The organism is Haladaptatus litoreus, from assembly GCF_900156425.1.
Lineage (GTDB): Archaea > Halobacteriota > Halobacteria > Halobacteriales > Haladaptataceae > Haladaptatus > Haladaptatus litoreus.
The window spans coordinates 150,864-175,486 of sequence record NZ_FTNO01000002.1; the positions used below are offsets into that span (position 1 = coordinate 150,864).

23 protein-coding genes are annotated in these 24,623 nt (G+C 59.4%); 12 read left to right on the forward strand and 11 right to left on the reverse strand.

Translation table 11 applies throughout. The features are described 5' to 3' along the window. The first annotated feature begins 123 nt into the window (after window positions 1–123). From BW974_RS11840 to BW974_RS11865, 6 genes are all read left to right on the forward strand, one after another. Window positions 124–1,011, forward strand: coding sequence for a winged helix-turn-helix domain-containing protein (locus tag BW974_RS11840; RefSeq protein WP_076430494.1), 888 nt, complete (start codon window positions 124–126; stop codon window positions 1,009–1,011). Window positions 1,012–1,192: 181 nt separating this feature from the next. Next, window positions 1,193–1,456: a hypothetical protein gene (locus tag BW974_RS11845; RefSeq protein WP_076430495.1), complete on the forward strand. Its 264-nt coding sequence runs from the start codon at window positions 1,193–1,195 to the stop codon at window positions 1,454–1,456. A gap of 79 nt (window positions 1,457–1,535) precedes the next feature. Further along, window positions 1,536–1,766: a hypothetical protein gene (locus BW974_RS11850; RefSeq protein ID WP_076430496.1), complete on the forward strand. Its 231-nt coding sequence runs from the start codon at window positions 1,536–1,538 to the stop codon at window positions 1,764–1,766. A gap of 37 nt (window positions 1,767–1,803) precedes the next feature. Continuing rightward, the gene (locus BW974_RS11855) at window positions 1,804–2,775 is read left to right on the forward strand and encodes a DUF5787 family protein (RefSeq protein WP_076430497.1); all 972 of its coding nucleotides are present in this window, start codon (window positions 1,804–1,806) and stop codon (window positions 2,773–2,775) included. A gap of 90 nt (window positions 2,776–2,865) precedes the next feature. Then, window positions 2,866–3,378, forward strand: a complete 513-nt coding sequence (locus BW974_RS11860; RefSeq protein ID WP_217694324.1) for a hypothetical protein — start codon at window positions 2,866–2,868, stop codon at window positions 3,376–3,378. A gap of 121 nt (window positions 3,379–3,499) precedes the next feature. Beyond that, entirely contained in the window at window positions 3,500–4,894 is a 1,395-nt protein-coding gene (locus BW974_RS11865; protein ID WP_076430499.1) for an aryl-sulfate sulfotransferase, read from the forward strand. A gap of 23 nt (window positions 4,895–4,917) precedes the next feature. Here the strand turns inward: BW974_RS11865 and BW974_RS11870 are convergent, their stop codons facing one another. Next, on the reverse strand, window positions 4,918–5,736 hold the full coding sequence (locus BW974_RS11870; RefSeq protein ID WP_076430500.1) for an MBL fold metallo-hydrolase: 819 nt from the start codon (window positions 5,734–5,736) through the stop codon (window positions 4,918–4,920). Window positions 5,737–5,739: 3 nt separating this feature from the next. Beyond that, a complete protein-coding gene (locus tag BW974_RS11875; RefSeq protein ID WP_076430501.1) occupies window positions 5,740–7,071 on the reverse strand; it encodes an ATP-binding protein in 1,332 nt (443 codons plus the stop codon). 260 nt (window positions 7,072–7,331) lie between these two features. Between BW974_RS11875 and BW974_RS11880 the strand changes: the two genes are divergently transcribed. Together BW974_RS11880 and BW974_RS11885 are read left to right on the forward strand one after the other, a co-directional pair. Further along, window positions 7,332–8,129, forward strand: coding sequence for a polysaccharide deacetylase family protein (locus BW974_RS11880; RefSeq protein ID WP_217694325.1), 798 nt, complete (start codon window positions 7,332–7,334; stop codon window positions 8,127–8,129). Window positions 8,130–8,135: 6 nt separating this feature from the next. After that, window positions 8,136–9,323 (forward strand): polysaccharide deacetylase family protein, encoded by a 1,188-nt coding sequence (locus tag BW974_RS11885; protein ID WP_076430503.1) that lies wholly within the window; start codon window positions 8,136–8,138, stop codon window positions 9,321–9,323. On the opposite strand, the gene BW974_RS11890 is transcribed toward BW974_RS11885, so the two are convergent. Continuing rightward, the gene (locus tag BW974_RS11890; RefSeq protein ID WP_076430504.1) at window positions 9,324–11,132 is read right to left on the reverse strand and encodes a flippase activity-associated protein Agl23; all 1,809 of its coding nucleotides are present in this window, start codon (window positions 11,130–11,132) and stop codon (window positions 9,324–9,326) included. It lies immediately after the preceding gene. Window positions 11,133–11,274: 142 nt separating this feature from the next. Here BW974_RS11890 and BW974_RS11895 point away from each other — a divergent pair, with 142 nt between their 5' ends. Next, the gene (locus tag BW974_RS11895; protein ID WP_076430505.1) at window positions 11,275–12,423 is read left to right on the forward strand and encodes a thiolase family protein; all 1,149 of its coding nucleotides are present in this window, start codon (window positions 11,275–11,277) and stop codon (window positions 12,421–12,423) included. 5 nt (window positions 12,424–12,428) lie between these two features. Here BW974_RS11895 and BW974_RS11900 read toward each other — a convergent pair whose 3' ends face one another. Beyond that, window positions 12,429–12,938, reverse strand: coding sequence for a GNAT family N-acetyltransferase (locus BW974_RS11900; protein ID WP_076430506.1), 510 nt, complete (start codon window positions 12,936–12,938; stop codon window positions 12,429–12,431). A 60-nt stretch (window positions 12,939–12,998) separates the two neighbouring features. Further along, a complete protein-coding gene (locus BW974_RS11905; protein WP_076430507.1) occupies window positions 12,999–14,672 on the reverse strand; it encodes an aldehyde ferredoxin oxidoreductase family protein in 1,674 nt (557 codons plus the stop codon). Window positions 14,673–14,849: 177 nt separating this feature from the next. On the opposite strand from BW974_RS11905, the gene BW974_RS11910 reads away from it, so the two are divergent. Beyond that, window positions 14,850–15,386, forward strand: a complete 537-nt coding sequence (locus tag BW974_RS11910) for a DUF7344 domain-containing protein (RefSeq protein WP_076430508.1) — start codon at window positions 14,850–14,852, stop codon at window positions 15,384–15,386. A gap of 32 nt (window positions 15,387–15,418) precedes the next feature. On the opposite strand, the gene BW974_RS11915 is transcribed toward BW974_RS11910, so the two are convergent. The 4 genes from BW974_RS11915 to BW974_RS24655 all read right to left on the reverse strand — a co-directional run bounded on the left by BW974_RS11915 (window position 15,419) and on the right by BW974_RS24655 (window position 20,808). Then, complete coding sequence (locus BW974_RS11915) at window positions 15,419–17,314, reverse strand: cation:proton antiporter domain-containing protein (protein WP_076430509.1); 1,896 nt, start codon at window positions 17,312–17,314, stop codon at window positions 15,419–15,421. A gap of 56 nt (window positions 17,315–17,370) precedes the next feature. Continuing rightward, a complete protein-coding gene (locus tag BW974_RS11920) occupies window positions 17,371–19,305 on the reverse strand; it encodes an AMP-dependent synthetase/ligase (RefSeq protein ID WP_076430510.1) in 1,935 nt (644 codons plus the stop codon). Between the two features lie 83 nt (window positions 19,306–19,388). Then, window positions 19,389–20,303: an MBL fold metallo-hydrolase gene (locus tag BW974_RS11925; RefSeq protein ID WP_076430511.1), complete on the reverse strand. Its 915-nt coding sequence runs from the start codon at window positions 20,301–20,303 to the stop codon at window positions 19,389–19,391. A gap of 232 nt (window positions 20,304–20,535) precedes the next feature. Beyond that, entirely contained in the window at window positions 20,536–20,808 is a 273-nt protein-coding gene (locus BW974_RS24655; protein WP_139328867.1) for a hypothetical protein, read from the reverse strand. A 163-nt stretch (window positions 20,809–20,971) separates the two neighbouring features. Here BW974_RS24655 and serS point away from each other — a divergent pair, with 163 nt between their 5' ends. Next, window positions 20,972–22,327 carry a serine--tRNA ligase gene (serS, locus tag BW974_RS11935; RefSeq protein WP_076430513.1) on the forward strand — a complete coding sequence of 452 codons (1,356 nt, stop codon included), beginning with the start codon at window positions 20,972–20,974 and terminating at the stop codon, window positions 22,325–22,327. A gap of 46 nt (window positions 22,328–22,373) precedes the next feature. Here serS and BW974_RS11940 read toward each other — a convergent pair whose 3' ends face one another. Beyond that, a complete protein-coding gene (locus BW974_RS11940) occupies window positions 22,374–23,249 on the reverse strand; it encodes an SDR family oxidoreductase (RefSeq protein WP_076430514.1) in 876 nt (291 codons plus the stop codon). Between the two features lie 111 nt (window positions 23,250–23,360). On the opposite strand from BW974_RS11940, the gene BW974_RS11945 reads away from it, so the two are divergent. Next, window positions 23,361–24,086 (forward strand): helix-turn-helix domain-containing protein, encoded by a 726-nt coding sequence (locus BW974_RS11945; RefSeq protein ID WP_076430515.1) that lies wholly within the window; start codon window positions 23,361–23,363, stop codon window positions 24,084–24,086. Between the two features lie 30 nt (window positions 24,087–24,116). On the opposite strand, the gene BW974_RS11950 is transcribed toward BW974_RS11945, so the two are convergent. Then, window positions 24,117–24,623, reverse strand: a complete 507-nt coding sequence (locus BW974_RS11950) for a hypothetical protein (protein ID WP_084186268.1) — start codon at window positions 24,621–24,623, stop codon at window positions 24,117–24,119.

The window sequence follows — 24,623 nt, forward strand, 5'->3', positions numbered from 1 at the left end:
TCGTAGATTCGGCCCGAACGACTGATAAACCTACTGTTCTGGTATGGCGCGCGCTTTTGACAGAATAGTTGCAAAAATGAAATTCACATAACGTTTTATTCGCTACCCGTCCGTAGTGTGTATATGAGCAGTGATACCCCGCTTCAGGAATGCGACGACTGTCTCGCTCCGGCGGAGGCGTTTTCAGTTATCGCCAACGAGACACGTCTCTCCATCCTCGAAGCCCTCTGGCAGGCGCCTGAACGCCCGGTTCGGTTCTCGGAACTCCGGAAGGAAGTCGGCATGCGCGACAGCGCGCAGTTCAACTACCACCTCCAACAGTTGGCCGACCACTTCGTCGTGCAAACCGACGAGGGCTACGACTTCCGGCAGGCCGGAAAGAAAGTCGTCAGCGCGATTCTCGCCGGGTCGTTCAACGAGCATCCGCGACTCGACCCAATCGAACTGGAAGAAACCTGTGCCGACTGCGAGGCGAATCTACAGGCCACCTACGAGGACGAGACGCTGGTCATCGACTGTCCCGACTGCGCGAAACTGTACGGAAGCTATTCGTTCCCGCCGGGCGGGTTGAACGACCGAACCGACTGTGAAATCATGGACGCGTTCAACCAGCGCGTTCGCCACCTCCACTGCCTCGCCGCCGACGGCGTGTGTCCGGAGTGCAACGGGAAGATGGAGACAGACGTGACCCGCGATTCGGAAGACATCCTCGGCACGAAAATCCGCGTTGACCACCAGTGTGAACAGTGTCGCCACCGACTTCGTTCGACAGTCGGCCTCTCCCTCTTAGACCAATCGCAGGTCGTCACCTTCTACAGCGACCACGGAATCGACCTCTGCCAGAAACCGTTCTGGGCGCTCTCGTGGTGCGTGAGCGACGGGCAGACGACGATTCTCGCCGACGATCCGTGGGAAATCGAAGTGGCGATTTCGCTTTCCGACGACGAACTCCGCGTCATCGTAGACGGCGATTTGAACGTCGTCAAAATCGAACGCGGACAGGTTGCATGACGAGTTAAGGCTGTTTTTGACCGGTGAAAGAATCGAGTGACGACAGTCAGCAGTTCGGAATCGGCAGGAGAAAGTGACAATTATAATACTTGATTCGGTTTCAGTAGTGCGTTCTACATAACTGTATTTCAGCTAACACTTTTGCGGTGCGCAGTCCTCTCTTTACCTGAGGAAACGCACCATGAAATACGAAACCACCACCCTCCCGAAACGGCTTCCAACCTTCGACGCGATTCGTCGGATACTGGCCGCGCTGTGTATTCTCACCCTTGCTGTCGGTGCCGTCGCCGCCGTCGGACTCGCGTACATCTACGGCGTTGAACTGCTCGGCGGCGACCTCGCCGTGCTACTCGCCGGATGGGTCGCAGGTATCGGTATCGCAGTGTTGGCCCCGTTCCTCGTCGTGCGAATCGTTACCGCGATTCTGACCGCGTTCCGACTCTAAGGTTTTCTCCTTCCGTTTCGAAACTCACACGAACGATTATTGAAGTCGCTCGCCAATTTCTGTCCCGGGGGGAGAACAGATGTGCCACTCGCGGAAAGCCTATTATCCAATCGAAGACCGAGAACCGACACGCGAAGAGCGCGAGTCGAGGGACGAGCGCGAAAGCCCGAGCGAAAAGCGAAGGCGAGTGAAAGAAGAGGGTATACTCATCCGAGCGAAATCCAGTCTCGCGTCCCTGTTCGACACCCCCGGAGAGGACGGACGACGCGAACCGGAACCGACCATGAAAATGGGGACGAGAGACGACTGACGCGGCATTTTTGTTTTCAGCGCACCAAGCCCGTATCGTGCGAGAGTTCCCGTTCGAACTGGCGCTGTGTGCCCATCTCGAAGCGACGACCGAAGACATTCTCGCCAGACAAATCGGCGGCGGTGTTCACGCACCTTCGAACCGCATCATCGACGTGTTGTGCGTCGAACCCGGAACCGGGTTCGACGCCCGCGCGGAACTGACGAACGAGCGGATTCCCGACGCTGCAATCGAGAGCGAGGTCGGCGTCGGACAGTCGCGCTACTGGCGAAACGCCTTCGACACGTCGCCGGAGTACGCCCGAAAGGTCGTCGACAGGGCGGTCGAAATCGGCTTTTTCGAACGGGAGCGAAACCGCGGGAGGGAGTACGTCCGGCAGGTCGCACGCTATCCCGACTGGTTCGGGAAACTCGTCGGCATCGAGAACAAACCAGACCTCGCAGACCCTGGCGACCTCGAAACGCAACTCCGCAAGGACGTGAGTCTCGGCCTCGTGGACGAGGTGATTCTCGCAACCGAGAGTTACGTTACTCGCGCGCACCTGAACCGGATTCCCGAGGAGGTCGGCGTCTGGCGGTTTGCGGGAGATGAAGATGAGCGGGAAATAGAAGTCGTCCGCGAATCGACGCCGCTCGAAACCGATACTGCGGGAACCGAACTCGTAGAACAGCATGCAGGGAAAGCGGACGTTCGCGTCGTCAGCGCGGCGGCGAAGGCCCGCCAACGCAGGCGAATGGCAGAGCGAGCATACGGCAAAGGCTGGCGAACCTACGACTTCCCGGCGTGTGGCGAAATCGAATCGAGGGACGGCGGACTCCCGTACTGTCACTGGAAAGGGCGGGTCGTCAATCCGGTTCACTGCGGAACCGATTGTCCGGGTTACGACCCTGCCGACCCGCCGGACGTAGACCTCGATTTCGAACGCGATTCGCGGACGCCGTGGGTCGCCGACCCCGCCGGGCGAAAGCGCCGACAGACGGGACTCGACGCCTTTCGGACGGAGAACTGAATCGGGAAGTGACTGGATTCGCTCCCCCTCACCGCCCAAACGTCTATTGACGCCGCTACTGACAGAGCTATCACTGAATCGGGGGAGACTATGGAACGCAGAGAATCAGTCCAAAAAGGCAAGTCTGTCGTACAGTCCGTTTCGTCGCGGGAATCAGTCGATGCAGTCACCGTCGCTCGCTCGTTCGGACGGGGACTCCTCGGAGGATTGATTGCCACCCTCGTCATGACCGCCTACCGAATTCCGATTGCGCGTTCGCTCCCGCCGACCGCGGCGTTTTGGGCGCAGTTCGTCGGCGAGAAGGAGGCGAGTGAGTATCCCATTCACGGACTCGTTCTCCATCTCGTGTACGGGATGGTCGGCGGCGGTATCTTCGCGCTCCTGTTCGAGCGTCGAGTAGTCGAATCCGGACACATGGACGAAAAACACGGAACGGTGTGGGGAGCAGTGTACGGATTCCTGCTCTCCGTGTTCGGCATTCACGTCGTGCTAAAGCGCGTCCTTCGAATGAACCCTCAGTCGGATGAACGGTTCATCTTCCACGTGAGTCATCTCATCTACGGAGTGACGCTCGGCGCGTGGTTGGGTTCGAGAGCGGAGTGAGGACGGTTTTCGTGACGATTCGTGACGTCCGTTTGTACGGATTCTGACGGTACCGTGCAGGCGATGAGTCCGCGAAAGGATGTGTAAACATACAAGATGCAGGGCGGTAATAGTGACCGATATGCAGACGCCCTCTCGACGGCAGTTCCTCGCCGTCGGTGTGATACTCCTGTGCTGTCTTCCGATGGTGGCTTCGCCACTCACCGCCCAGTCGGGCGGACAGGAAACAGCGCAGAACCCCTGTGCCGGAACGCTCGTGAGTCCGGCAAATGGAACGACCGTTGTCGCCGTACAAGGCTACTCGTGGTTGGAAAACGGCGGGAAAGAACCCGCGAAACTGGTCGGCGTCGGGCCGAACGGTGAGGTGAAGTGGGTACACCACACCGCCGAACACGGCATGGTGTGGGGCTACGACGTCGACCCGATGGAGAACGGCAACCTCTTCGTCACCGGGACGGCGAACGGCGAAACCGTCGCCTACGAGTTCAACCCGCGAACGCAAGAACACGTCTGGGAAGAGTCGCTCCCAATCCACGACACGCACGACATCGACCTCATCAACAACGGCACGCAACTCCTCGTCGCCAACATGCGCGCCTACAACGAGGAAGCCGAGCGGAACGACGACAGCATCTTCGTCTACGATTTAGAGAAAGACGAAATCGTCTGGCGCTGGTACTTCCGCAACCACTACCCGAAAGACACCGCGAAAAACTACTCGAACGACTGGACGCACGTCAACGACGTAGACAAGGTCGGTGACTACCAGTACCTCGCTTCCCCGCGGAACTTCGACCAAGCCATCCTCATCAACAAAACTACGAAGGAAATCGACCTGCAACTCGGGGAGGACGGCGAGCACGATATCCTCTACGAACAGCACAACCCGGACTATCTGGAAAGCGAGGACGGCGACCCAACGTTCCTCGTCGCTGACTCCGAAAACGAGCGAATCGTCGAGTACGAAAAACAGGACGACGGCTGGAATCTGACGTGGGAACTCGGACAGGGCGACGACCTCAGATGGCCCCGTGACGCAGACCGCCTCGAAAACGGTAACACCCTCATCGGCGACTCGAAACACCAGCGCGTCATCGAAGTGACGCCGACCGGTGAAGTCGTCTGGGAGTTCTACGCGCCGTGGTTGGTGTACGACGTTGCACGCCTCCCTGACGAACGCGCCGAAAGCCCGACAATGGCCGACCAGAACGTGACCGGAAGCTACGAAATTTCGGGCGATACGGCGAAGTACAACGCCGAGACGATGAAGGAGTGTCACTCCTATCTCCAATCCATCGACGGCTGGGCGGACGGGCAGGAACCCGGGCCGAACACCGGTTCGGACACCCCCGGCGTGCAGGACGATGACGAACGAAACAACGGCACCCTCGTCGGTTCGAACACCACTCAGACCGCGGACGAACCCTCCGGCCCGGCCTCGCTCCCCGGATTCGACTTCGTCGTCGGTGCAGTCGCACTCCTACTCGCAGTCGCCCTCTTCGTCTGGCGACGGTAGGACGATACAGAAATAATACTGGCTCAGATTCGGTACTGTTCGCCGTCAATCGCCAACGGTTCGCGGAACGCTTCTTCTGCGGGATAGAAATGCGAGACGTGGACGAGTCGAGTTTCTTCCGCACCGAGTTCGTCCGCCAGCGACAGCGCCCCTTCGCGTGTCATGTGCTTGTAGCCAAAAGTGCGCGGAACGCCATCCTCGGTGTGATGTCTGCCGCCCGCGGGATGGTGTTCACAGAGCGATGCCGGAACGATAGCGTCCGCGAGAAAGAGGTCGGGATTCATCATCTGCTCGCGCGAGGCGTCGGGAATCCCGTAACTCGTGTCCCCCGAGAGAACGAGTTTCGACCCGTTTCCGGCGATGACGACGCCGTAACAGAGCAGGGGCGGGTGTTCCACCGGTACGAGCGTCACGTCGAACCCGCAGGCCGAAAACGAGGTGAGCGGTTCGTGGTCGTGAACCGAAATCCGGTCAAGATAGTCGAACTTGTCCCGAATCGTGTCGGCGACGCTCTCGTCCTTTTCGGGGTCGATTTCGTTCGCGGCGTGAACCGGCAGGGAGTCGAATAGTCGGTAGGCGTTCCCCAACCCGTCGAGATGGTCGAAGTGGACGTGCGTGACGATGAGTTCGTCGGGAAGCGGAACGTCGTGGGTGAGAAACTGGTGTCGGAAGTCGGGACTGGCGTCCACGAGCAGACTTTCTCCCGTCTCCTCGTTGCGGACGTGAACAGAAAATCGAGAGCGCTCTATGTCGCGCTCACGGGCCAGAGAACAAGTGTCGCAATCGCAACCGGGCGTCGGTGTCCCCGTCGTGTCGCCAGTACCGAGGAGGGTGATTTCCATCGCTCAGTGGTCGTGTGAGTGACCACTTATATCCCCGCCAGCGACCAGCGCGTCGTGGTCGCCGTCGATCATGTCCATGTCTTTCAAGTTGTCGCGCTCCTCGAAGCCCTGAATGGCGTTGAGCAGGTCGTCCTGCGTGAGTTCCGTTCGGTTTTCGGTGAGGGCTTCCAGCACGGCTTCGCGGAGGACGAGTCGGAGGTCGCTCCCGGTGAGTCCCTGCGTCTTCGACGCCAATTCGTCGGGGTCGAAGTCGTTGATTTGCATCCGACGCGTGATGACGCGGAGGATATCAGAGCGCATCTGCACGTCCGGTTTCGGGAAGTTCAGGATTTCGTCGAAGCGCCGCCACGCCGCCGCGTCGAGTTGGTCGGGGTGGTTCGTCGCGCCGATGAGGAGCACGTCGTCCTGAATCAGCGAAATGTTGTCGATGGATTTGAGCAAGGTGTTGACGGCGCGTTTGATGGCCGCGTGTTCGTCGCTCCGTCGGGTTTTGGCGACGAAGTCGAACTCGTCCATGAAGAGGATACAGGGCGAGAGTCGTTTCGCCACCTCGAACACCTTTTCGACGTTTTTCGCCGTCTCGCCGAGATACTGACTGGTAATCATCGACAATTTGACTTCCACAAATGGGAGGTCTAAGTCGTAGCCCAGCGCCCTCGCAGTCGAGGTTTTTCCGGTTCCCGGCGGCCCGACGAACAGGATTTTCCCGATTTCGCGCAGACCGATTTCCGCGAGATATTCGCGGTGTTCGATGGCCTTCACGATTTTGTGAATCTCGGCCTCTTGGTCTTCCGTGAGGACGAGGTCGTCCAGCGTCAGTTCGACCTCCTCGGGTGCGTGAATATCTACGAGGTCGAGCATGTTTTCGCCATCCTCGTCTTCCTCGTCAGTGTCGAAATGCTGTTCGAGCAGACTGTCTATCCACGCCCGGTCGGCTTGCACCGGGCGGTTCGCCTCGCGCACGGCCTCGTAGTCTACATCGACGCCGTCGCGGTCGGAAAGTGCGTACGCCAGCGTCGGGTTCCGCGCGATTCGTTCTTCATCGCGCTCTACGAACCATTCCTCGGCCATGTCACGTTGGGTCAACTCGATGCTCCCCGAGAACGTGTCCCGCTCGGTAAACATCAGATCGGAAACGGCACCCCACGGCTGGTCGAGTTCGGTCGCTTCGCGCGTCGTTTCGACGGTCGTCTGGAGCGGTCGCTCTATCGTCCCGTCGTGCCAAAACACCTGCCGGATGGCCGGTGGTAAGTCGTTTTCATCGAGGTCTTGGTTTTCGCTGTAGATACGCGCAGTGAGCAAGAACTCGATTACGTCCAGCGCCCCGCTGTTCATTCTTCCGTGGATTATCGCGGGAGAATCTTAAGCGCGTCGAAGCCCCAGCGAGACGGATTCGTCATCGCAGCCTTTGAATCAGTGTCGTTATCAGTTCAATCTACCACAGTAGATGTTTACGAACCATCATCGTTCGTTCAGACATATCCTTCTACCTCTATATTTTGGTTAGATTACTCGTAACAAAGTAATGGTATATCGAAGTCGGTTTCGAACCCATGAAGCTATCTGGATTCAATTTAACGGACTACGAACAAATTTTGGACGCAGCACAGGATGGCGGATACCGGTTTTACACCGTCGCCGACTACATCGAAGCGGACGCGGTGGACGAACCGTACATCGTCCTTCGACACGACGTCGACCGATGGGCCGACAACGCCGTTTCGCTGGCCGCTGCGGAAGCCGAGCGGGGCATCAGTGCGACGTACTACTTCAGAACGAGCACATTCGACCCGGATACCGCCCAAGAGATGGAGGCACAGGGTCACGAAGTAGGCTACCACTACGAAGACCTTGCGAAGGTACGCGGTAACGTCGAAGCCGCACATGAACGGTTCGCAACCAACCTCGAATCCTTCCGCGAACACGTTGATGTACGAACTGCCTGTGCGCATGGAAGTCCGCTTTCGCCGCACCTGAACACGGAGATGTGGGAGGATGCGAGAACTCCCGCAGAGTACGAACTTGTCGGCGAAGCATACAGCGGACTGGAGTTCGATTCTGACGGGTCGAGCGATTTGCTGTACCTCTCGGATACCGGTCGGGATTGGAGCGCGCACGCTCCCGACTTTGGCGGTGTGCGGTCAACCGCCGACGTAGTCAACGCCATCGAATCCGGCACGTGTCCGACGCTGTACTTACTGGCTCATCCAAGCCGGTGGGCAACGACGCGGTATCAAACCGTCGAGCGAACCGGATGGGACATCGCCGCCGAAGCCGGAAAAATCGCGGTAAAGAATGTACACACCGCTCAACAGAAAGGTGGACGCGTCACCAGAGGGACGAGCATCGCACGTGCGATTCGGTCGGTTGCCATGCGGATGACAGGGGAGTGACCAACGATGGCAAGAAAACGCGTTTCGACGCGCCGTGATGTTCTCAAGCGAACCGGGATGGCTGCCGCCGGTGCAACACTGGTCGTCGGCACGTCCGCCGCTCAGTCCACGAACGGAAAAGTGGTGTTCACCTACGATGACGGCCCCATCGAGGATTACACGCACGCCTATCAGCGAGCACACCGAGAGGAGCGCGTCCCGGGATGCGTGGCCGTTCCGTCGGCAGGCGTTGGCACTGACGGAAGCCTCAGCGCGGCACAGCTCCGCGAACTCGAAGCCGACGGATGGGAAATCATGTCCCACTCCGTCTATCATCGCGCGCTCGGTGCCATGGCGGTAACCGAGGACGTCGTCCCGGACGACCGGAAACTCTACGTCGAGTCCAACCTCCATGGAAAAATAGAAGGCGACCGACTCGTCGTCAACGACGGCTCACAGTCCGCCACCGTTACGGTTCGCGGAAGAGGCTCCGACGAGCGAGGGGAGTTTGTGACGCTCGATTCGGAAGTCGGAACGTCGTTCGCCGCCGACGATGGCGTCACCGAACGATACGTGGACGAAGTGATACGAACTTCTCTCCGGGAGTCGAGGACGCAACTGGAGGAGTACGGAGTCACCGTCACGAACATGGTGATGCCGTATGGCGCGTACGGCCCTCGAACACGTGAACTCGCAGGTGAATACTACACTGCTGTCGCAAACGGAGGGCTTGCTATCGGCGGCCGGGGCCAGCTACACCGGGCCGAGGACATCACACTCCCGCACTTGTCGCGGGCGATGTTCCGCAAAGGGAAGATGACCGAAACCGAACTCGGGGAGTATCTCGACGGGGTGGCAGGCAACAACGCGCTCGGAATCCTCGGCGGGCACAGTTGGCACGAACGCCTTCCGCCGAGCCGTATCAAAACCGCGATTCGAATGGCGAAAGAACGAGGGATAGACATCGTTACGCTCCGAGATGCGCTTTCGTCCTTCGACCTCACCGGAAACGGGACGACGCAAACCACTCAGACGACCGGAACGCGCTCCGCGGGAACCGGTACGACCGACGACGGGTTGGAAGCTGGACAGCAGGGGACGACATCCCAATCCTCCGAAACGACGGCCGAAACCGGGCAACCGGGATTCGGCTGGCTAGCGACAGTCGCCGGTGTCGGCGGTGCCGCCGCGCTCCGGCGGCGACTCGGCGAATAATCAGGATTCGGAAACGATCCGTTCTTCTTCGACGTAAATCGCCATGCTACTGACGGTACAGCCACTGTCGAAGCCGTATCGGTCGAACTGGTACCGACTGTAGCCGTCCATATGCTGGTCGATGTCCTCGGCGGTACCCGACTGGTCGGAACACGTCGTCACGCTGTTCATCGTGATGACGATTGGCGGTTTCTCTCCCTGAAGGTCGTCGGCATCGGTAGTGCTGTTCACCTCTGCGTCAACGGCCTCGAAGTACCACGCCAGGGGGAGGCGGGCGAACCAGCCGTCGCCGCCGTTTCCAACGGGTGCGATGTCGTCCGCGGATTCGTCTTCGGAGTACAGTTCGCTTCCGTAGAACAGTACGTCCGTGCCCTCGTTCTCCTGCGAGATTCGCTGCAGGTCGAAGAGGAGTGGCTTCGCCTCGCCGGACGACGACTGAGCGAACTGGACGAGTTGATTGTCAGGGTTCTGGTCGTTCTGGTAGGTCGTGTCGTAGACCGCCATCCCGACCTGTGCCGAAACGAGCAGTAACAGGACGACGGCGGCGATGGCACTCACGTCGTCCCGACGTTCGTAACCGTCTCGACCCCAGCGGAACACCAGTGCAAGCGCGACTGCGGCGGGGAACGCGAGTGGAACGACGACGTGCACCAGCGCCCACGCGGCCTTGATGTCCATCACGAGGGGGTAGCCGAGAAGGCTCGCGATGCCCCAGTAGAAGCCGAACGAGACGATGTCGTTCGGTCGGTCGCCGGAGTAACGGTCAACGACGAACCCGACGACAGCAAGGAGACAAAGCGCTAGCGCGCCGACCTCTAGCGTCCGAAGGAAGTCGGTGAAAAACGGCAGATACGGGTGGTCAGTGTGGCCCGTCCAACTCATGAACTCGTTCCACGTGCCGATGGTTGCAGTACCGATGATGTCCGGGAACATGCTGGGGTTGGAGAACGCTTTCCAGAGGCCGGGGCCGGGTTGGCTCTGTGACCGCGGCGCGTAGAAGAAGATGATGATGAGGAAAAATTCGATAACCGCGAGCACTACGACACCGAGTCCGAGGAGGACTTTCAGGGCAATCGACTGCTTGTCGTTCGTGTGAATCCAGTTGCGAGCACGCGGGGGAATCGCGCCAGCGATTCCCTCGTTGCCGACGCGCCGCAGGAAGAGACGGTGGTCGTACAGAAGTACCCCTGCGCCGACCCAACAGGCGACGTAGAGCAGGGCATTTTCCTTCATCGTAAAGCCGAGTGCGAACGAGGCGACACCCAAGAAGAGATAGCGCAGTTTTCTGGTATCGGAAAATCGGACCAAAAAGCCGAGGGCGAACACCATCACTGCGGCCAAGGGAACGTCGTTGCGCATGAACCGCGAGTAGTAGAGCAGGATGGGATTCAGCGCGAACAGGGCCGCGAGTGCGACCGTCTCGGACGGTCGCAGTCGCTCGCGGAACAACAGGGCGGAAAGCGGAAGCAAACCGCCGAGCAGGGCGACGATGAATCGCATCGAAAAGTCGTTGGTTCCGAAGATGGAGAACAGAATCGAGTTCACGTGGACGAGAAACGGCCCGTGAACGATAGGTCGGTAGTGCCAAACCCCGGTTTCGGCGTAACGAGCAATCCAGTAGGCGACGCGGGCCTCGTCCTGATGAGCGACGCGCGCGCCGAGGTCAACGAACCGGAGCGCGAGCGCGAAAACGGTGAGGAGGATGACGAGCGAAACCGGGTTGGCAAAGCGCGCCAACAGGCCGGACTCCTCGCTCGATGGGAGGGTGCGGGAACGAGCGTTCGTCTGGGCGGTGTCGGAACCTTGCATCGTCGGGAGTTACAGACGATATGGACTCGGTTCGGACAAATAGTTTCTGAACCCGCGTCGTAAGTCAATAAACTTACAAACTGTTTCCCATTTACTCGGAGTTCTACCGCCACTTAAGGGCATCCAGCGAGAACGGTCTGCCATGAGTAAAGACACCACACCAGTCATCGTCAAAGCAGTAAGAACCCCGCAAGGAAAGGACGGCGGCGTGTACGAAGACGTTCGAAGCGAAGACCTCTCAACTCCGCTCATCGATACGATTCTCGCAGAAACCGGTCTGACCGGCGACCACATCAACGACCTCATGTGGGGCGTCGCCCAACAGCGCGGTCAGCAGGACAACAACGTCGCGCGAATCATCGCGCTCCTCTCCAACCTCGGCGAGAGCGTTCCGGCGACGACCATCAACCGATGGTGTGCTTCCTCCATGCAGTCGCTCATCAGCGCGAGCGACGCGATTCGTGCAGGTCAGCGAGACGCAATCATCGCGGGTGGCGTCGAAAACATGTCTCGCGTCCCGATGTCCGGCGCATACGAGGGTCGCAACTTCCACCCGGAGATGTCCGAGCAGTACAACCTCCCCGAACTCCAGATGGGGATGACCGCCGAGAAGGTCGCAGAAGAGTTCGACATCGCCCGCGAAGACCAAGACGAGTACGCCCTCCGAAGCCACCAGCGCGCCGCGGCGGCGACCGAGGAAGGCCGATTCGACGACGAAATCGTTCCAATCGAAACCGAGGACGGAGTCGTCGAAGTTGACGAAGGCATCCGTCCGGACACCAGTCTCGAAGCACTACAAGGCCTCCCAACCGTGTTCAAAGCAGACGGCACGGTCACGCCCGGCAACGCCTCCCAGATTTCGGACGGTGCCGCCGCAACGCTCGTCACCAGCGAAGCATTCGCGGAAGACCACGGCCTCGACATCCTCGCCCACGTCGGCGACAACAACGTCGCGGGCGTCGACCCGACGATGATGGGAATCGGCCCGGTCCCGGCCACCCAAGGTCTGCTCGAACGCACGGGCGAGAGCATCGAGGAGTTCGACCTCGTGGAACTCAACGAGGCGTTCGCCAGCCAGACACTCTACAGCCAGCGCGAACTCGGCGTCGATGACGAGAAGTTCAACGTCAACGGCGGCGCAATCGCCCTCGGCCACCCGCTCGGTGCATCCGGCGCGCGTCTTCCAGTCACGCTCGTCCACGAGATGCAAAAGCGCGACGCGACGAAGGGACTCGCCACGCTCTGTGTCGGCTTCGGACAGGGTGGAGCGATGACGTTCGAACGGCGGTAAATAACTTACAACGTCTTTTTCATCTCCACGACGGCCCCCTTGACTCCCGTCCCGTCATCGCTGGAGAACTCGTGAACGAACTCCCGTACCCGCTCGCAGCCGTGCGCTTCGTAGAACGGCACCGCGTTTTTCGACGCCGAAAGCCCGAGAGTTTGAACACCCTGTTCCCGTGCTCGGCATTCCAATTTTGAATAGAGTTTCGACCCAACACCTTCGCGGGCCACCGCAGGATGGACGTAGACCGCTGTAATTTCGGCATCCACCGTCGCCTCGTACTCCTCGGGCGATTCGTATTTCAGGGAACCGAACCCGACCACGCCCCGGTCATCCTCGGCGACGACGAACTCTTGCGTCTCCGAACCGATTGCCGCCGAGTAATCGGCGGATTCACACCTCTGCGCCCACGCCTCGACTTGCTCCGGCGAATAGCCGTCACGTCCGAGTTCGATGATGGATTCGACATGAACGCGACGCACGGCGTCGCTTTCTTCTGGCATCGCATCCCGGATTTGCATGGGTAAACCGTAATTTTGCTTTTTAATAGAATATCCGATTCGGCAGATACTCTGTCCGATTCAGTCCGCGCTCACGACGCCGGAATCCTCCGGAACCGTTCCGTCGTCGTCCCACCCTCGAATCTCGTAATACTCGGACAACGCGCGCTCAAAGTCCGGCAGGTCGTAGGGCAGAGTGTCGTCCTCGCGGTCGAATCCGCGTTCGTTGTTGAAGTGGCGTTCGAGTGCGACCACTCTTGCACCGATTTCCATCAACTCGTCGTAGTCGGTATCGAGCAGTGTTTCGAGGCGTTCCTCGGTCATGAAATCCCGTGAGAACTTGCAGACGACGCCGCTGTCGAGAATCGCGTTGTAATTCTCTTTTTCCACGATGAGCGGCGGTTTCCCCTCCAAACCGGTCGGGTCAACCGCCTCGTCCTTGCTAACGAGGGGGTACTCCTTCGAATAGAATTCGGCGTACATGTGGTCTGCACCGCGGTTGGAGGTGGCGAAGGCGAGTCCCTGCCCGTTCAGGGTTCGACCGTCGTGGGCCGCAAATTCGAGTCCTTTGACCGTCCAATCCTCGACGCCGAGTTCGTCTGCGGCGCGGTGGACGCCCTCCGCAAGTAGGTCGCCCTCGTCCTCGCGGTGAGCGATTTTTTCCACGAGGTCGTGGATGAGGTCCGAGTTGCCGAACTCGTCGTTCGCGGCGAGGTAGGCCGAAACCACGTCGCCGCAGGAGATGGTGTCCATCCCCAACTCGTCACAGAGGTCGTTCGATTTCATCACGGACACCACGTCGTCCACTCCGGCGTTGCTTCCGAACGCCATCACCGTCTCGTACTCCGGGCCCTCGGTTTCCACTCCGGTTTCTTCGTCCTTCGTCGGCAGTTTGCAGGCGAAGGCACACTGCGAGCAGGTTCCCTTCTTGTACTTTTTGTCGGAGACTGCATCGCCGCCGATGTCGCTCGCGCCCTCGAACTCCAGTTCCGAGAAGTAGTAGGAGGGGAGAGCACTGACGTGGTTCGCGTACTCCGTCACGCTGGTCGTTCCGGCGGATTTCATCGGATGGTCGTCGGCCGTCGCCGCCTCTCGATGCACGTCCATCTGAATCGGGTCGATGTCGATGTCCGGCGCTGAATCACCCGCGAAGGAGACACATTTGACGTTTTTCGCGCCCATCACCGCGCCGAGTCCGCCCCGTCCGAACGCCCGGTGTTCCGTGGTCATGATTGACGCGAATCGAACGCGATTTTCGCCCGCCGGGCCGGAAACGAGGAGTTGTTCGTCGCCGAGTTCGTGGTTTTCCGCCATGTATTCGCCGACTTCGGAAGTCGTCGCTCCGGCGAGTTCCGGAACTTCCTCGAACTCGATTCCGTCGTCCGTGACGTGAATCGCCAGCAGGTCGTCGCTCCGGCCGGTCAGTTCCACCGCGCCGTATCCGGTCGCGCCGAAATGACGGGAGAGAAAGCCGCCGGCGTTCGAGGAGAGCAAACCATCCGTGAGCGGCGAGACGCCGGTACAGTTCATTCGCCCCGTGAAACTCATGTTCGAGACTTGCAGTGGTCCGGTCGTGAAAAACAGACTGTTTTCCGGGCCGAACGGGTCGGCATCGAACGGAATCCGGTCGTGAGCGAGTTTCGTCGCCACACCTCGCCCGCCGACGAACGACGACAGCACGTCGTCTATGTTCTCGGTGTGTGTTTCCTTCTCGGCCACATCGACGGTTAGCAGTGGCCCCGCTGTGTGAAGCATACGAAACAGTTGGACGGTAGAGCGTATAAAAATACAGTTCACGATTCCACGACATTACTTCCTTCGAAATGGCTTTTTTCTGCCGTGAGACGCCCTAAACCGACGAACATCTTTTTGCGGTTCTACCCCGAAGTCGAAGCAGTGTAACGCCCGGTAGGCCGACTACAGCACGCGACTATGACCACCGAGCCATCGTCCGGAGCACAAATACTGTCACGCGACATGGCGTTCGAAATCCTCACGAACGCCCGGCGTCGCTACACCCTCTCGTACCTTCGGTCACAGTCGGGTGCGGTTTCTATCGGCGAACTCGCGGAAGTGGTTGCGGCGTGGGAAAACGACACCCCCGTCGAACTCGTCTCTTCTAAAGAGCGAAAGTCCGTGTACACCTCGTTGTATCAGACGCATCTGCCGAAGATGGCGGATGCCGGAATCATCGACTACGACAGACAGCGCGGAAACGTGCGACTCAACGAGCGAGCGAACGAACTCGACGAATATCTCTATCCGGCATCCGAAACGTCGAACTGGAGCGTCTACTATCTCGGATTGGCACTCGTCGGCGGATTCGCCGTTTTCTGCCGGATATTGGGAATGTATCCGTTCACGGAAATTCCCGTCCTCGTGTACGCTGGACTGCTTCTCGGGTCGTTCGTGTTGCTCTCGGCAGTCAATCTCGAACTGATTCGGAGGGATAAAAACGGGCGACAGTAGGGGAGGAGAGTGGGTGCGGTAGCAGCCCTGTTTTATGCTCGCTGTCGTGGATGACAGCGGTCGATACTCTCTCGAACTGCCTCTTTTCGGCCGAGGAACGTGATGTGGTCACCTCGCTGGAGTGTGAATCCCTCGTCCGGTACCTGCGTATCGCCATCCCGACCGACGAGCGCGATGAGAACGCCGTTCGGGAGGGTGTCGTCCAGTTCGGCAATCGTCTTGCCCACGAGGTCTTTTGCAGTGACTTCTATTTCCTGTACGTCGCCGCTTCGACCGAGTTCGGTCATCCAGTTCGACAGCGCTGGACGTTCGATGACGTTGTCGATTGCCCACGCCGTAGAGAGCGACGAGGAGATGGTGCGAACGCCGAGGTCTTCGAAGGCGTCCACGTTGTCCGGATTGTTCGCCCGTGCGATGACGGTCTCCACGTCGAACTTCGAGTCGGCGAGTTGTGCTATCAGCAAGTTCGCGTCGTCGTCGCCGGTCGCGGCGACGACGATTTTCGCGTTGTCAGCACCCGCCGCCTGAAGCACTTCCGTGTCGGTTCCGTTGCCCCGATGGACGGTGAACCCTTCGTCGCGGGCGGTCTGAATTATCGTTTCGTCGTTCTCGATGAGCACGACGTTCTCTCCACGGTCTTCGAGGCGTTCGGCGAGCGCACGGCCCACCTTTCCGCCTCCGATGATGAGTACACGCATTGGAATCACGTTCAGTTTCTCTGCAATGTGTCGGGCGAAACCGGCTTCGAAGACGACGGTGACGGCGATGACGAGGAAGACGGTTCCGATGAGGGTCGTCGCCGCGGCATCCGAATTTGGAATCGGTTGTGTCTGCTGTAGTTCGAGCGCGAACAGAGTTGCGACGGACGCCGGAATGATACCACGCGGCCCGACGAAGCTGACGAACAGCTTTTCGCCGCGCGTGAACCGCGTTCCGGCGGTCGAGATGAACACGAGGAGCGGCCGAAGAAGGAGCATCACGGTGAGGGCGACCACTACACCGCCGACCCCCAGCGAAAAAAGGTCGGCGGGTTTCAGCAGTGCCGCGAGCGTGATGAACACGAACGAGAGGACGACGAGCGTAATGTCGCCTTTGAACTCCTCGATTCGTTCCTCGTAGGGCAAATCTGCATTGCCGAGGACGATACCCGCCGTCGCAACTGCGGCGACACCCGCTTCTTTTGCGAAGAAATCCGCCGCGCCATAGGCAACAAGTGCTCCGGCCAACACGATGAGACGGGCGTTTTGCGGTGCGTTCTCCCGCGAGAGGTCAACGTGTCGAAGCACGTACCAAATAATAAGCGAGACGACAAGCCCGAAGATGAGTCCGGTACCGAGTCTGTTAAAGAACTCACTCACGAACTCGACGGGGGCGAACGGTTCACCCCCTGAGAGAACGACAACGTTGAATATGACGACCGCGAGAATCGCCGCGGTTACGTCGTTGACGATACCCTCCGTTTCCAGCGCCGCGCCGACGCGGTCGCGGACGGCGACGACGGATAAAATCGGCGTGATGACCGTCGGGCCGGTCGCAACGAGAAGGGACCCGATGACGAACGAAAGTCCCCAACTCGCACCCAGCGCGAAGTGGACGACTACGGCGGTACCGACGAGCGAAATGAGCGCACCAAGCGTCACGAGGCGAATCTGGGCGGACGGTGCTTCTCGGAGTTTGTTCAGTTTGAGATGGAATGCCCCCTCGAAAACGATGATGGCGACGCTCAGGCCGACAATCGACGAAAGCGCAGTTCCGAATGCCGAGGGGTTTACCAGCCCGATTCCAACAGGGCCGACGATGATTCCCGCCGAGAGCAAAAACAAAACACTCGGCACTTGAAACCGGTCTGCCAACACCTGTGACACGACGCCGATGCCGATGATGGCGGCGACGATATAAATCAACTCGGCACCTGCTCCGGAACTCACGGGCGACCCTCCATGTACTCCAACTGAGTAACCCGATGATATAAAAACGCCCGCACTCACTCGGCGTATATTGCCTCAATTTCGTCGGCAAATCTATCGAGGATATTCCGGCGTTTTTTCTTCATCGTCGGCGTAAGGAGGTCGTTGTCCTCGGTGAATTCGACCGGAACGACGCGGAACTGCTTGATTTGTTCGTAGGACTCGAACCGTTGGTTCGCTTCTTCCACCGCCGATTCTATCCACTCTTGTACTCTGTCGTCTCGACACAGTTCGCTTGCATCCTCGGGAAGCGAAATTCCCTCTCGCTTCGCTCGGGCGCGGACTTCCGCCTCGTTCGGAACGATGAGCGCGCTGACGAACTTCTTCCCGTCGCCCATCACCATGCACTGTTCGACGATGTCGATAGCCGCGAAAGCATCCTCGATGGGGCCGGGGGCGACGTTTTTGCCCGTCGAAAGCACGAGCAGTTCCTTCGCCCGTTCGCGGAAGGCGATGTAGTCGTCCGGGCGAATTTCCACGATGTCGCCGGTTCGGAACCAGCCGTCGTCGGTAAACGCTTCTTCTGTTGCCTCGGGCATGTTCCAGTAGCCGTCGGTGACGTTCGACCCCTTCACGAGCAGTTCGCCGACTTCGCCGTCGGCGTCGGCGAACTGCTCGCCGACCATCGACGTATCTACTTTCACTTCTTGCCCGAGTAGTGGCGGGCCGATGGTGCCGATTTTCGGCTCTTCAGGTGGGTTGACGGAGATGACAGGTGAGGTTTCGGTCAGGCCGTAGCCTTCGAGAATCGGCAGTCCCATCCCGTGATACAGCGCACAGAGGTCGGCCGAAAGGCTCCCACCGCCGCTGATGAGGAACTCCACGTTGCCGCCAAGACCGTCCTTGACTTTGTTGAAGACGAGTTTGTCCGCGAGGGCCTTTTTGGCGCGAAGGCCGACGCCCGGCGAGTCGGTTTCGTAGAAGGCGACGCCCACATCGGTCGCCCACTCGAATATTTTGCGTTTCGTGTCGCTCTCTTCGGCCTGCGAGCGAATCGCGTCGTAGATTCGTTCGTACACGCGCGGGACGCTGGTTCCGGTCGTGGGTCGAACCGCCTGAAAGTCGTCGCGGAGGGTATCCGGACTCTCCGCGTAGGCCACCGTCGCTCCGGCGGCGAACATCAGGAAGTGGCCGGCCATTCGCTCGAAAACGTGTGCAAGGGGGAGAAAAGAGACGGTGCTGGAGTGTTGGTCGATGGTCGGGACGTTTTTGTCCGGTCGCGGGCCGAACCGTCGGTACGACTGATTGACGTTCGAACGGAAATTCCAGTGGGTGAGTCGGACACCCTTCGGCCTGCCGGTCGTTCCGCTGGTGTAGATGAGCGTGGCGAGGTCGTCCGGGTCGCGAGCGTCAAGCCACGATTCGTACTCCTCCGGGTCGAAGAGTTCTTTACCTCGGTCGTGAACCTCGGCGAGGGTGTAGAGGTCGTCGCGGTCGTACTCCCGCGAGAGGGAGTCCATCACGACGATGAATTCGAGGTCGAGTTCGTCTTCGACCGCGAGAACGCGCTCCAACAAATCCTCGTTTTCCACGACGACGCCGGTCGCTTCCGGGTCGCTGAGAAGGTATTCGACCTGCGAAACCGACGAACTCCGGTAGACGGTCGTTACGACCGCACCTGCCGCGAGCAGGGCGAAATCGGACTGTGCCCACTCCATTCGCGTATCGGCGAAGATACCGATTCGGTCGTCCGCAGAAACCCCGAGGTCTCGGAATCCGGCGGAAAGGTTGTGAACGATGTCACGCGTTTGGGCGTACGAAAGCGCACGAAACTCGCCGTCCGGTGCCGCCGGAAGCACGGTTTCGGTGAGCGAGCGACTGTACACGCCACCTTTGTACTGCTGTGCGGGGCGATTCGCGTGTCGCTCGGCACTGTCTTCGAACATCCGGGCCAACGTCGTTCGCCCGATGGCCGGGTCTGTGTACTCCTGCTCTGCGTCACGCCACTCCATACCGCCCTGTTCAAACCCATGTGACATTAAGGTAGTGTAAAACGATACAAGAGTTTATTGTCGTTTTCGGTGATTCCCGTGAATCAGTCGTCGTCTCTCTGGTCGAGATAATGGAGAACTCCGCGGGTGTTCAACACGGTTTCGGCCTCGGCCTTTCGTTTCCCCCACACGTCGTTCATCTCCTGTTCTTCCACAAAATGCTCGATAACCGCCTCGTCGTCGTCCGCCGCGGCGCGTCGGGATTCGACCGCCGCGACCCACTGTGAGAGCACCTCGCCGTACTCGTCCATCGCCTCGTCGGAGTACGGACGCGGGCCGAAATGCGGGTAGAGAAGCGTCGTCGGGGCGATTTCGCGGATGGTTTCTACATCGTCTAGACACGTATCGAGGTCGAAATCCGACGGAGGCGAGGTTTCGCGGATTCGCTCGATTTTCGGCACCCAGATGCCTGCCGCGTCGCCGGTGAACACCGCGTCGTTCTCCCGGTCGTAGAAGATGAGTTGGTGTGGCGCGTGTCCCGGCGCGTGGGTGGCTTCCAGCTCGTGCCCGCATTCGATTACGTCGCCGTCAGTCAGTTCGACGATGCGGTCTTCCGGCACCGGTTTCGGTTCGACGTAAAATTCCCACTGGTCGCCCACCGCGCTTTTCGTTCCCTTGACGAGATACTCCGGATTCACGAGGTGACGCGCACCGATTTCGTGGATAAATACGTCCGCGTTCGGGCACTCGTCGGCGATGAACCCCGCCCCGCCAGCGTGGTCGAGGTGGACGTGAGTCAGGACGATAGATTGCAGGTCTTCCCGCGCGATGTCGAGTTCATCCAGCGCGTCGAGGATTCGTTCGTAGTTCGTCCCGATTCCCGAGTCGATGATTGCCGGTTTGTCGGTATCGAGGATGTACACCGCACCGTAACCTTCCGTGTCGTACATCCCAGTATCGAGGTAGTAGAGGTCTGAACAGTCGCCCGTCGTGACTTCCCACAGGTCGCCAATTGCCATACAGGATACGTGCGGGCCGACGGGAAAAACGATTCGCGTCGAGGAGAAGGATGTGGATTTGTAGGACGGGATGGAACTTCTTCGATGGTGGTCACCAGTAGGGTTAGTTCGGTTAACAGAGGAACAGATCACGTCAACAAATACCGCAACCGCCACCACAGGCCACACGCCTCCTCAACCGACTGCGTTTCTCGGCTTTCAGCCTGCGATACCTGCGGGCTACGGCCGCAGGTCAGCAAGACGCTTTGCGTCTTGCAAGCCTCATCCCTCGCACGTCTTCAGCGATGGCGACTCGGACGTGGAGTCCTCGCCGCCACGCCAGCGCGCGCCATGTAGAAAGGCGATTTTCCGAAATCGACACAAACCGCGGTGGCGCGTGCGTCAGCAGGCCTGCGGGCGTCCCGAAGGCCTGCCGACTATCGCGCGAGGGATGACTGACTGAGTGGAACGAAGGAAGGAATCGGTTGGGGAGGCGTGTGGATGGATGCGGTGCGGTGGCGGTCATTTGGAGTCGGCAATTGCTAACAGCAAAACTGTACTCGCTTGACCAACCCGATATTCGACAACTGATTCGTTGACTCATCAAAAACCTCTACTACATCATCTCCCATCCCGCAGTCGAAAGAGCGATACGGTTTTTTGCAGGCGGACTGAAACCCGACACAGGAATGCTCGACAGGAAGTATATCCGGGAACATCCCGACGAAGTCCGGGCGGCCCTCGAAAACCGAGGTGCCGACGTGGACGTGGACGAGTTCCTCGACATGGACGAAGAGTGGCGAGAACTGAAAGCGCAGGGCGACGACCTGCGCCACGAACGAAACGAGGTCAGCCGAAGCATCGGTGACCTGAAACAGGAAGGCAAAGAGGAAGAAGCCCAAGAAGCAATCGAGCGCTCGGGTGCGCTCAAGGCCGAACTGGAAGAGGTCGAAGAACGCGCCGAGGAACTCGATTCGGAACTCGAAGAGCGCATCTTAGAAATTCCGAACGTGCCGCACGAGAGCGTGCCAGTCGGCGAGGACGAAGAGGACAACGAGGAGATTCGCAGAGAGGGCTTCGACAGCCTGCGCGACTTACCCGACGAAGTAACTCCGCACTACGACCTCGGGGAAGACCTCGAAATCATCGACGAGGCGCGCGGGGCGAAAGTCGCCGGAAGCGGCTTCTACTTCCTCAAGGGCGACGGCGCGCGACTGGAACACGCGCTCATCCAGTTCATGCTGAACTTGCACCGCGAACAGAAGTACGTGGACGTGTTTCCGCCAGTTCCGGTCGATAGCGAGGCTATGACCGGGACGGGGCAACTGCCGAAGTTCGCCGACGACGCCTACAAAATCGAGGGCGACGACCTCTGGCTCTGCCCGACCGCCGAGGTTCCGGTGACGAACATGTACGCCGGAGATATTCTCCTGCGGGAAGACCTACCGCTGAAGCATCAGGCCTACACGCCGAACTTCCGGCGGGAGGCCGGTGAACACGGTGTGGCGACGCGCGGAATCGTGCGCGTCCACCAGTTCAACAAGGTCGAACTGGTGAACTTCGTGGAACCCGAAAACAGCTACGAGCGACTCGAAGGACTGCTCGCGGAGGCAGAAGAAGTGCTCCAACAACTCGGCCTGCCGTACCGCATCCTCAACCTCTGTACGGGCGACCTGACGTTCTCGTCGGCCAAAACCTACGACATTGAAGTCTGGGCACCCGGCGACGACATGGACGACGGACCGGAAGCGGGCGGTCGCTGGCTCGAAGTCTCGTCGGCCTCGAACTTCGAGGACTTCCAAGCACGCCGGGCGGGGCTGCGCTACCGCCCTGAGCGCCACGAATCGACGGAGTACCTGCACACCCTGAACGCCTCGGGAACCGCCGTCGGGCGCGTCATGGTCGCCATCCTCGAATACTACCAGAACGACGACGGCACCGTCACCGTGCCAGAAGTCCTGCGCCCGTACATGGGTGGACAGGAGATCATCGAGGGCCACGAACCCGTCGGCGAGAGCGCCCTCGGGTCGGGCGACAAAGAGTAAAACGGTCGTCTCACATTTCAGAACAACAACGTAAGTCGGTTTCAAACTAGTCGTACGTCAGCGTCATCCCGCCGTCGAACAACAAATCCCCGCCGTTCAGGTGTTTCGCGTGTTTCGAAAAGCCGAACACGAACAGGTTGGCAACATCGACGGGTTCCATCATCTCCGTGCTTCGCGCTTGGCCGAGCATCACGTCCTCTACGACTTCATCGACGGAAATTCCGCGCTGGTCTGCGGTATCTGGAATTTGGTTCGTGACGAGCGGCGTCTTCACGTAGCCCGTGCTGACCGAGAACGAGCGAATCGAACCGTCGCCTTCTGCCGCAATCGACTGTGTGAGGCCACGCAGGCCGAACTTCGAGACGTTGTAGGCGACCTTGTCCGCGGTGACGTAATGCCCGTGAACCGAACACATGTTGCCGACACAGCCCACGCCGTCGTCCGTATCGCGAATGTGAGGCAGACAGCGTTTCGAGAGGTAGAGGGGCGCTCTGAGCATGATTTCGTGAATCGTGTCGTAGGTTTCCATCGGGAACTCCTCGATGGAGTCGATGTGTTGCATCCCGGCGATGTTGGCGAGGTAGCGAATCGTGCCGTGGTCTGCGGCAGAATCCACGATTCTGTCGAGGTCGTCGTCCTCGGTCAGGTCGGCGGTGACCGACTCGAACTCGCCAGCGAGTTCGAGTTCCGCGATTTTGTCCGCGGTTTCGTCCAATCCGGATTCGTCTACGTCAGTTCCGACGACGGTGAGGCCGTTTGCCGCCAGTGCGATGGCGGTCGAACGCCCGATTCCAGACCCCGCGCCGGTTACGATACAGACGTTCTCGGTGGTGAAATGGTCGTCATCGACGGTGAGAATGTCGTCAATCGTCGTCTCCGGCGGGGAAATTCGGTCGTCAGCCTCGCGCTGTGAGCCAGTCATTCGTGGGGTAGCTGAGACGGCGAATGGGGGAAAACCATGAGGTTGATATGTAAATTTAAGCCGGATGGCAATTTTCGCCACCTATATTTGGCATGAACGATGACATGGGTTATGATTTCGGTAACAATGGACATGGTACAGTACGACTGTCCATACATCGACGTAACGGACGAAGTCGATGTCTCGTTTCATACGATGCACTGGGATTTCAACACGGCCAAACAGAAGTTGGAAACCAGAATCCTCGTTACCGGAGACGACCGCGGCGCGTTGACGAATGGTCTAAGCGCGCTCAAAAGTCACGACGGAATGTTGGGATTCGAACTCCTTTCGCGTCGGGAAAACACCGCGGTCATCAAATCCTTCATCGGGCAGACGAACGCCATGCGAACCATTCGAGAACACGACGGCTACATCACCGGCCCGTTTCAAATCAGCGACGGGAGCGAACTCTGGAGCGTCGGTTTCGACACCGCAGACAACACCGACAATGCCCTCTCGGCTTTGGAAGACGACAACGATTTTCGCGTCGAGAGCCGAAACGCCACGTCGTTCGAGGACTACCTCGACGTAATCCAGCACCTCGGCGCGGCGAAAAACGTCCTCGACGGCTGTCGTGACCTCTCCGAGAGGGAACGTCAAACGCTGAAGAAGGCGGTTGACGGGGGCTATTTCCAGACGCCCCGAAACGCGACGCTCGGCACGCTGGCCGAGGAGTTTGATGTGTCGAAAACCGCGGCTTCGAAGAATCTCCGGCGGGCCGAAGGAAAAGTCCTCGAACGAATCGTCTCGTCGTTTCCCGAGGTCGAAGACGAAACCGTACTGGCCCGAAAGTAACAACTCGAAAACAGGATTCAAAAACCGAAATCAGAACAGTCCGTTCGACGTTTCGACTTCGACAGCGACGTGGGAAAGTGCGGATTCGTTTTGCAGTGCTTCCACATCCCCCACCTGTGAGTCCGCCGATTTCGTCGCGTGAAGTTCGAACGAGTCGGATTCGTCGTCCGTTTCCCACTCCACGGTCAACGCCGCCCGGCGAAACAGCGAGCCGTCTCGAAGCCGAATCGACTCGACCGCGGCGAGCGGAACGGCGAAGTTCCGCTCGCTGAGCGTGAGTACTCGTTGTGGTGTGGCGTTTTCGATTTCCTGTCGTCGCCGTTCGCCCGTATCCGCCCGCAAGAGCATGGATTTGAACGATTCGCCGACGAAACACCAGACGAGTCGCTCGTCGGTGACGAGCAGTTCCCAGTACTCCATCGACGTGGGACGCTGACGAAACCAGCCCGTGAGGTGCGCGAGCAGGCTTTCGTCGGGGGTGTCGGAGCTATCGAGATTGTCGGTCATGGTTTCGTTTGATTGGGCCACTCTACTCAT

Excerpts from the sequence above, each read along its gene's own strand:
- BW974_RS11900 (WP_076430506.1), bottom strand. The coding sequence starts at position 12,938 with ATGCAAATCCGGGATGCGATGCCAGAAGAAAGCGACGCCGTGCGTCGC.
- BW974_RS11885 (WP_076430503.1), top strand. The coding sequence starts at position 8,136 with ATGGCAAGAAAACGCGTTTCGACGCGCCGTGATGTTCTCAAGCGAACC.
- BW974_RS11870 (WP_076430500.1), bottom strand. The coding sequence starts at position 5,736 with ATGGAAATCACCCTCCTCGGTACTGGCGACACGACGGGGACACCGACG.
- BW974_RS11950 (WP_084186268.1), bottom strand. The coding sequence starts at position 24,623 with ATGAGTAGAGTGGCCCAATCAAACGAAACCATGACCGACAATCTCGAT.
- BW974_RS11890 (WP_076430504.1), bottom strand. The coding sequence starts at position 11,132 with ATGCAAGGTTCCGACACCGCCCAGACGAACGCTCGTTCCCGCACCCTC.
- BW974_RS24655 (WP_139328867.1), bottom strand. The coding sequence starts at position 20,808 with ATGACCGCCACCGCACCGCATCCATCCACACGCCTCCCCAACCGATTC.
- BW974_RS11850 (WP_076430496.1), top strand. The coding sequence starts at position 1,536 with ATGTGCCACTCGCGGAAAGCCTATTATCCAATCGAAGACCGAGAACCG.
- BW974_RS11910 (WP_076430508.1), top strand. The coding sequence starts at position 14,850 with ATGACCACCGAGCCATCGTCCGGAGCACAAATACTGTCACGCGACATG.
- BW974_RS11845 (WP_076430495.1), top strand. The coding sequence starts at position 1,193 with ATGAAATACGAAACCACCACCCTCCCGAAACGGCTTCCAACCTTCGAC.
- BW974_RS11925 (WP_076430511.1), bottom strand. The coding sequence starts at position 20,303 with ATGGCAATTGGCGACCTGTGGGAAGTCACGACGGGCGACTGTTCAGAC.
- BW974_RS11860 (WP_217694324.1), top strand. The coding sequence starts at position 2,866 with ATGGAACGCAGAGAATCAGTCCAAAAAGGCAAGTCTGTCGTACAGTCC.
- BW974_RS11920 (WP_076430510.1), bottom strand. The coding sequence starts at position 19,305 with ATGGAGTGGCGTGACGCAGAGCAGGAGTACACAGACCCGGCCATCGGG.
- serS (WP_076430513.1), top strand. The coding sequence starts at position 20,972 with ATGCTCGACAGGAAGTATATCCGGGAACATCCCGACGAAGTCCGGGCG.
- BW974_RS11940 (WP_076430514.1), bottom strand. The coding sequence starts at position 23,249 with ATGACTGGCTCACAGCGCGAGGCTGACGACCGAATTTCCCCGCCGGAG.
- BW974_RS11945 (WP_076430515.1), top strand. The coding sequence starts at position 23,361 with ATGATTTCGGTAACAATGGACATGGTACAGTACGACTGTCCATACATC.
- BW974_RS11840 (WP_076430494.1), top strand. The coding sequence starts at position 124 with ATGAGCAGTGATACCCCGCTTCAGGAATGCGACGACTGTCTCGCTCCG.
- BW974_RS11905 (WP_076430507.1), bottom strand. The coding sequence starts at position 14,672 with ATGCTTCACACAGCGGGGCCACTGCTAACCGTCGATGTGGCCGAGAAG.
- BW974_RS11875 (WP_076430501.1), bottom strand. The coding sequence starts at position 7,071 with ATGAACAGCGGGGCGCTGGACGTAATCGAGTTCTTGCTCACTGCGCGT.
- BW974_RS11865 (WP_076430499.1), top strand. The coding sequence starts at position 3,500 with ATGCAGACGCCCTCTCGACGGCAGTTCCTCGCCGTCGGTGTGATACTC.
- BW974_RS11895 (WP_076430505.1), top strand. The coding sequence starts at position 11,275 with ATGAGTAAAGACACCACACCAGTCATCGTCAAAGCAGTAAGAACCCCG.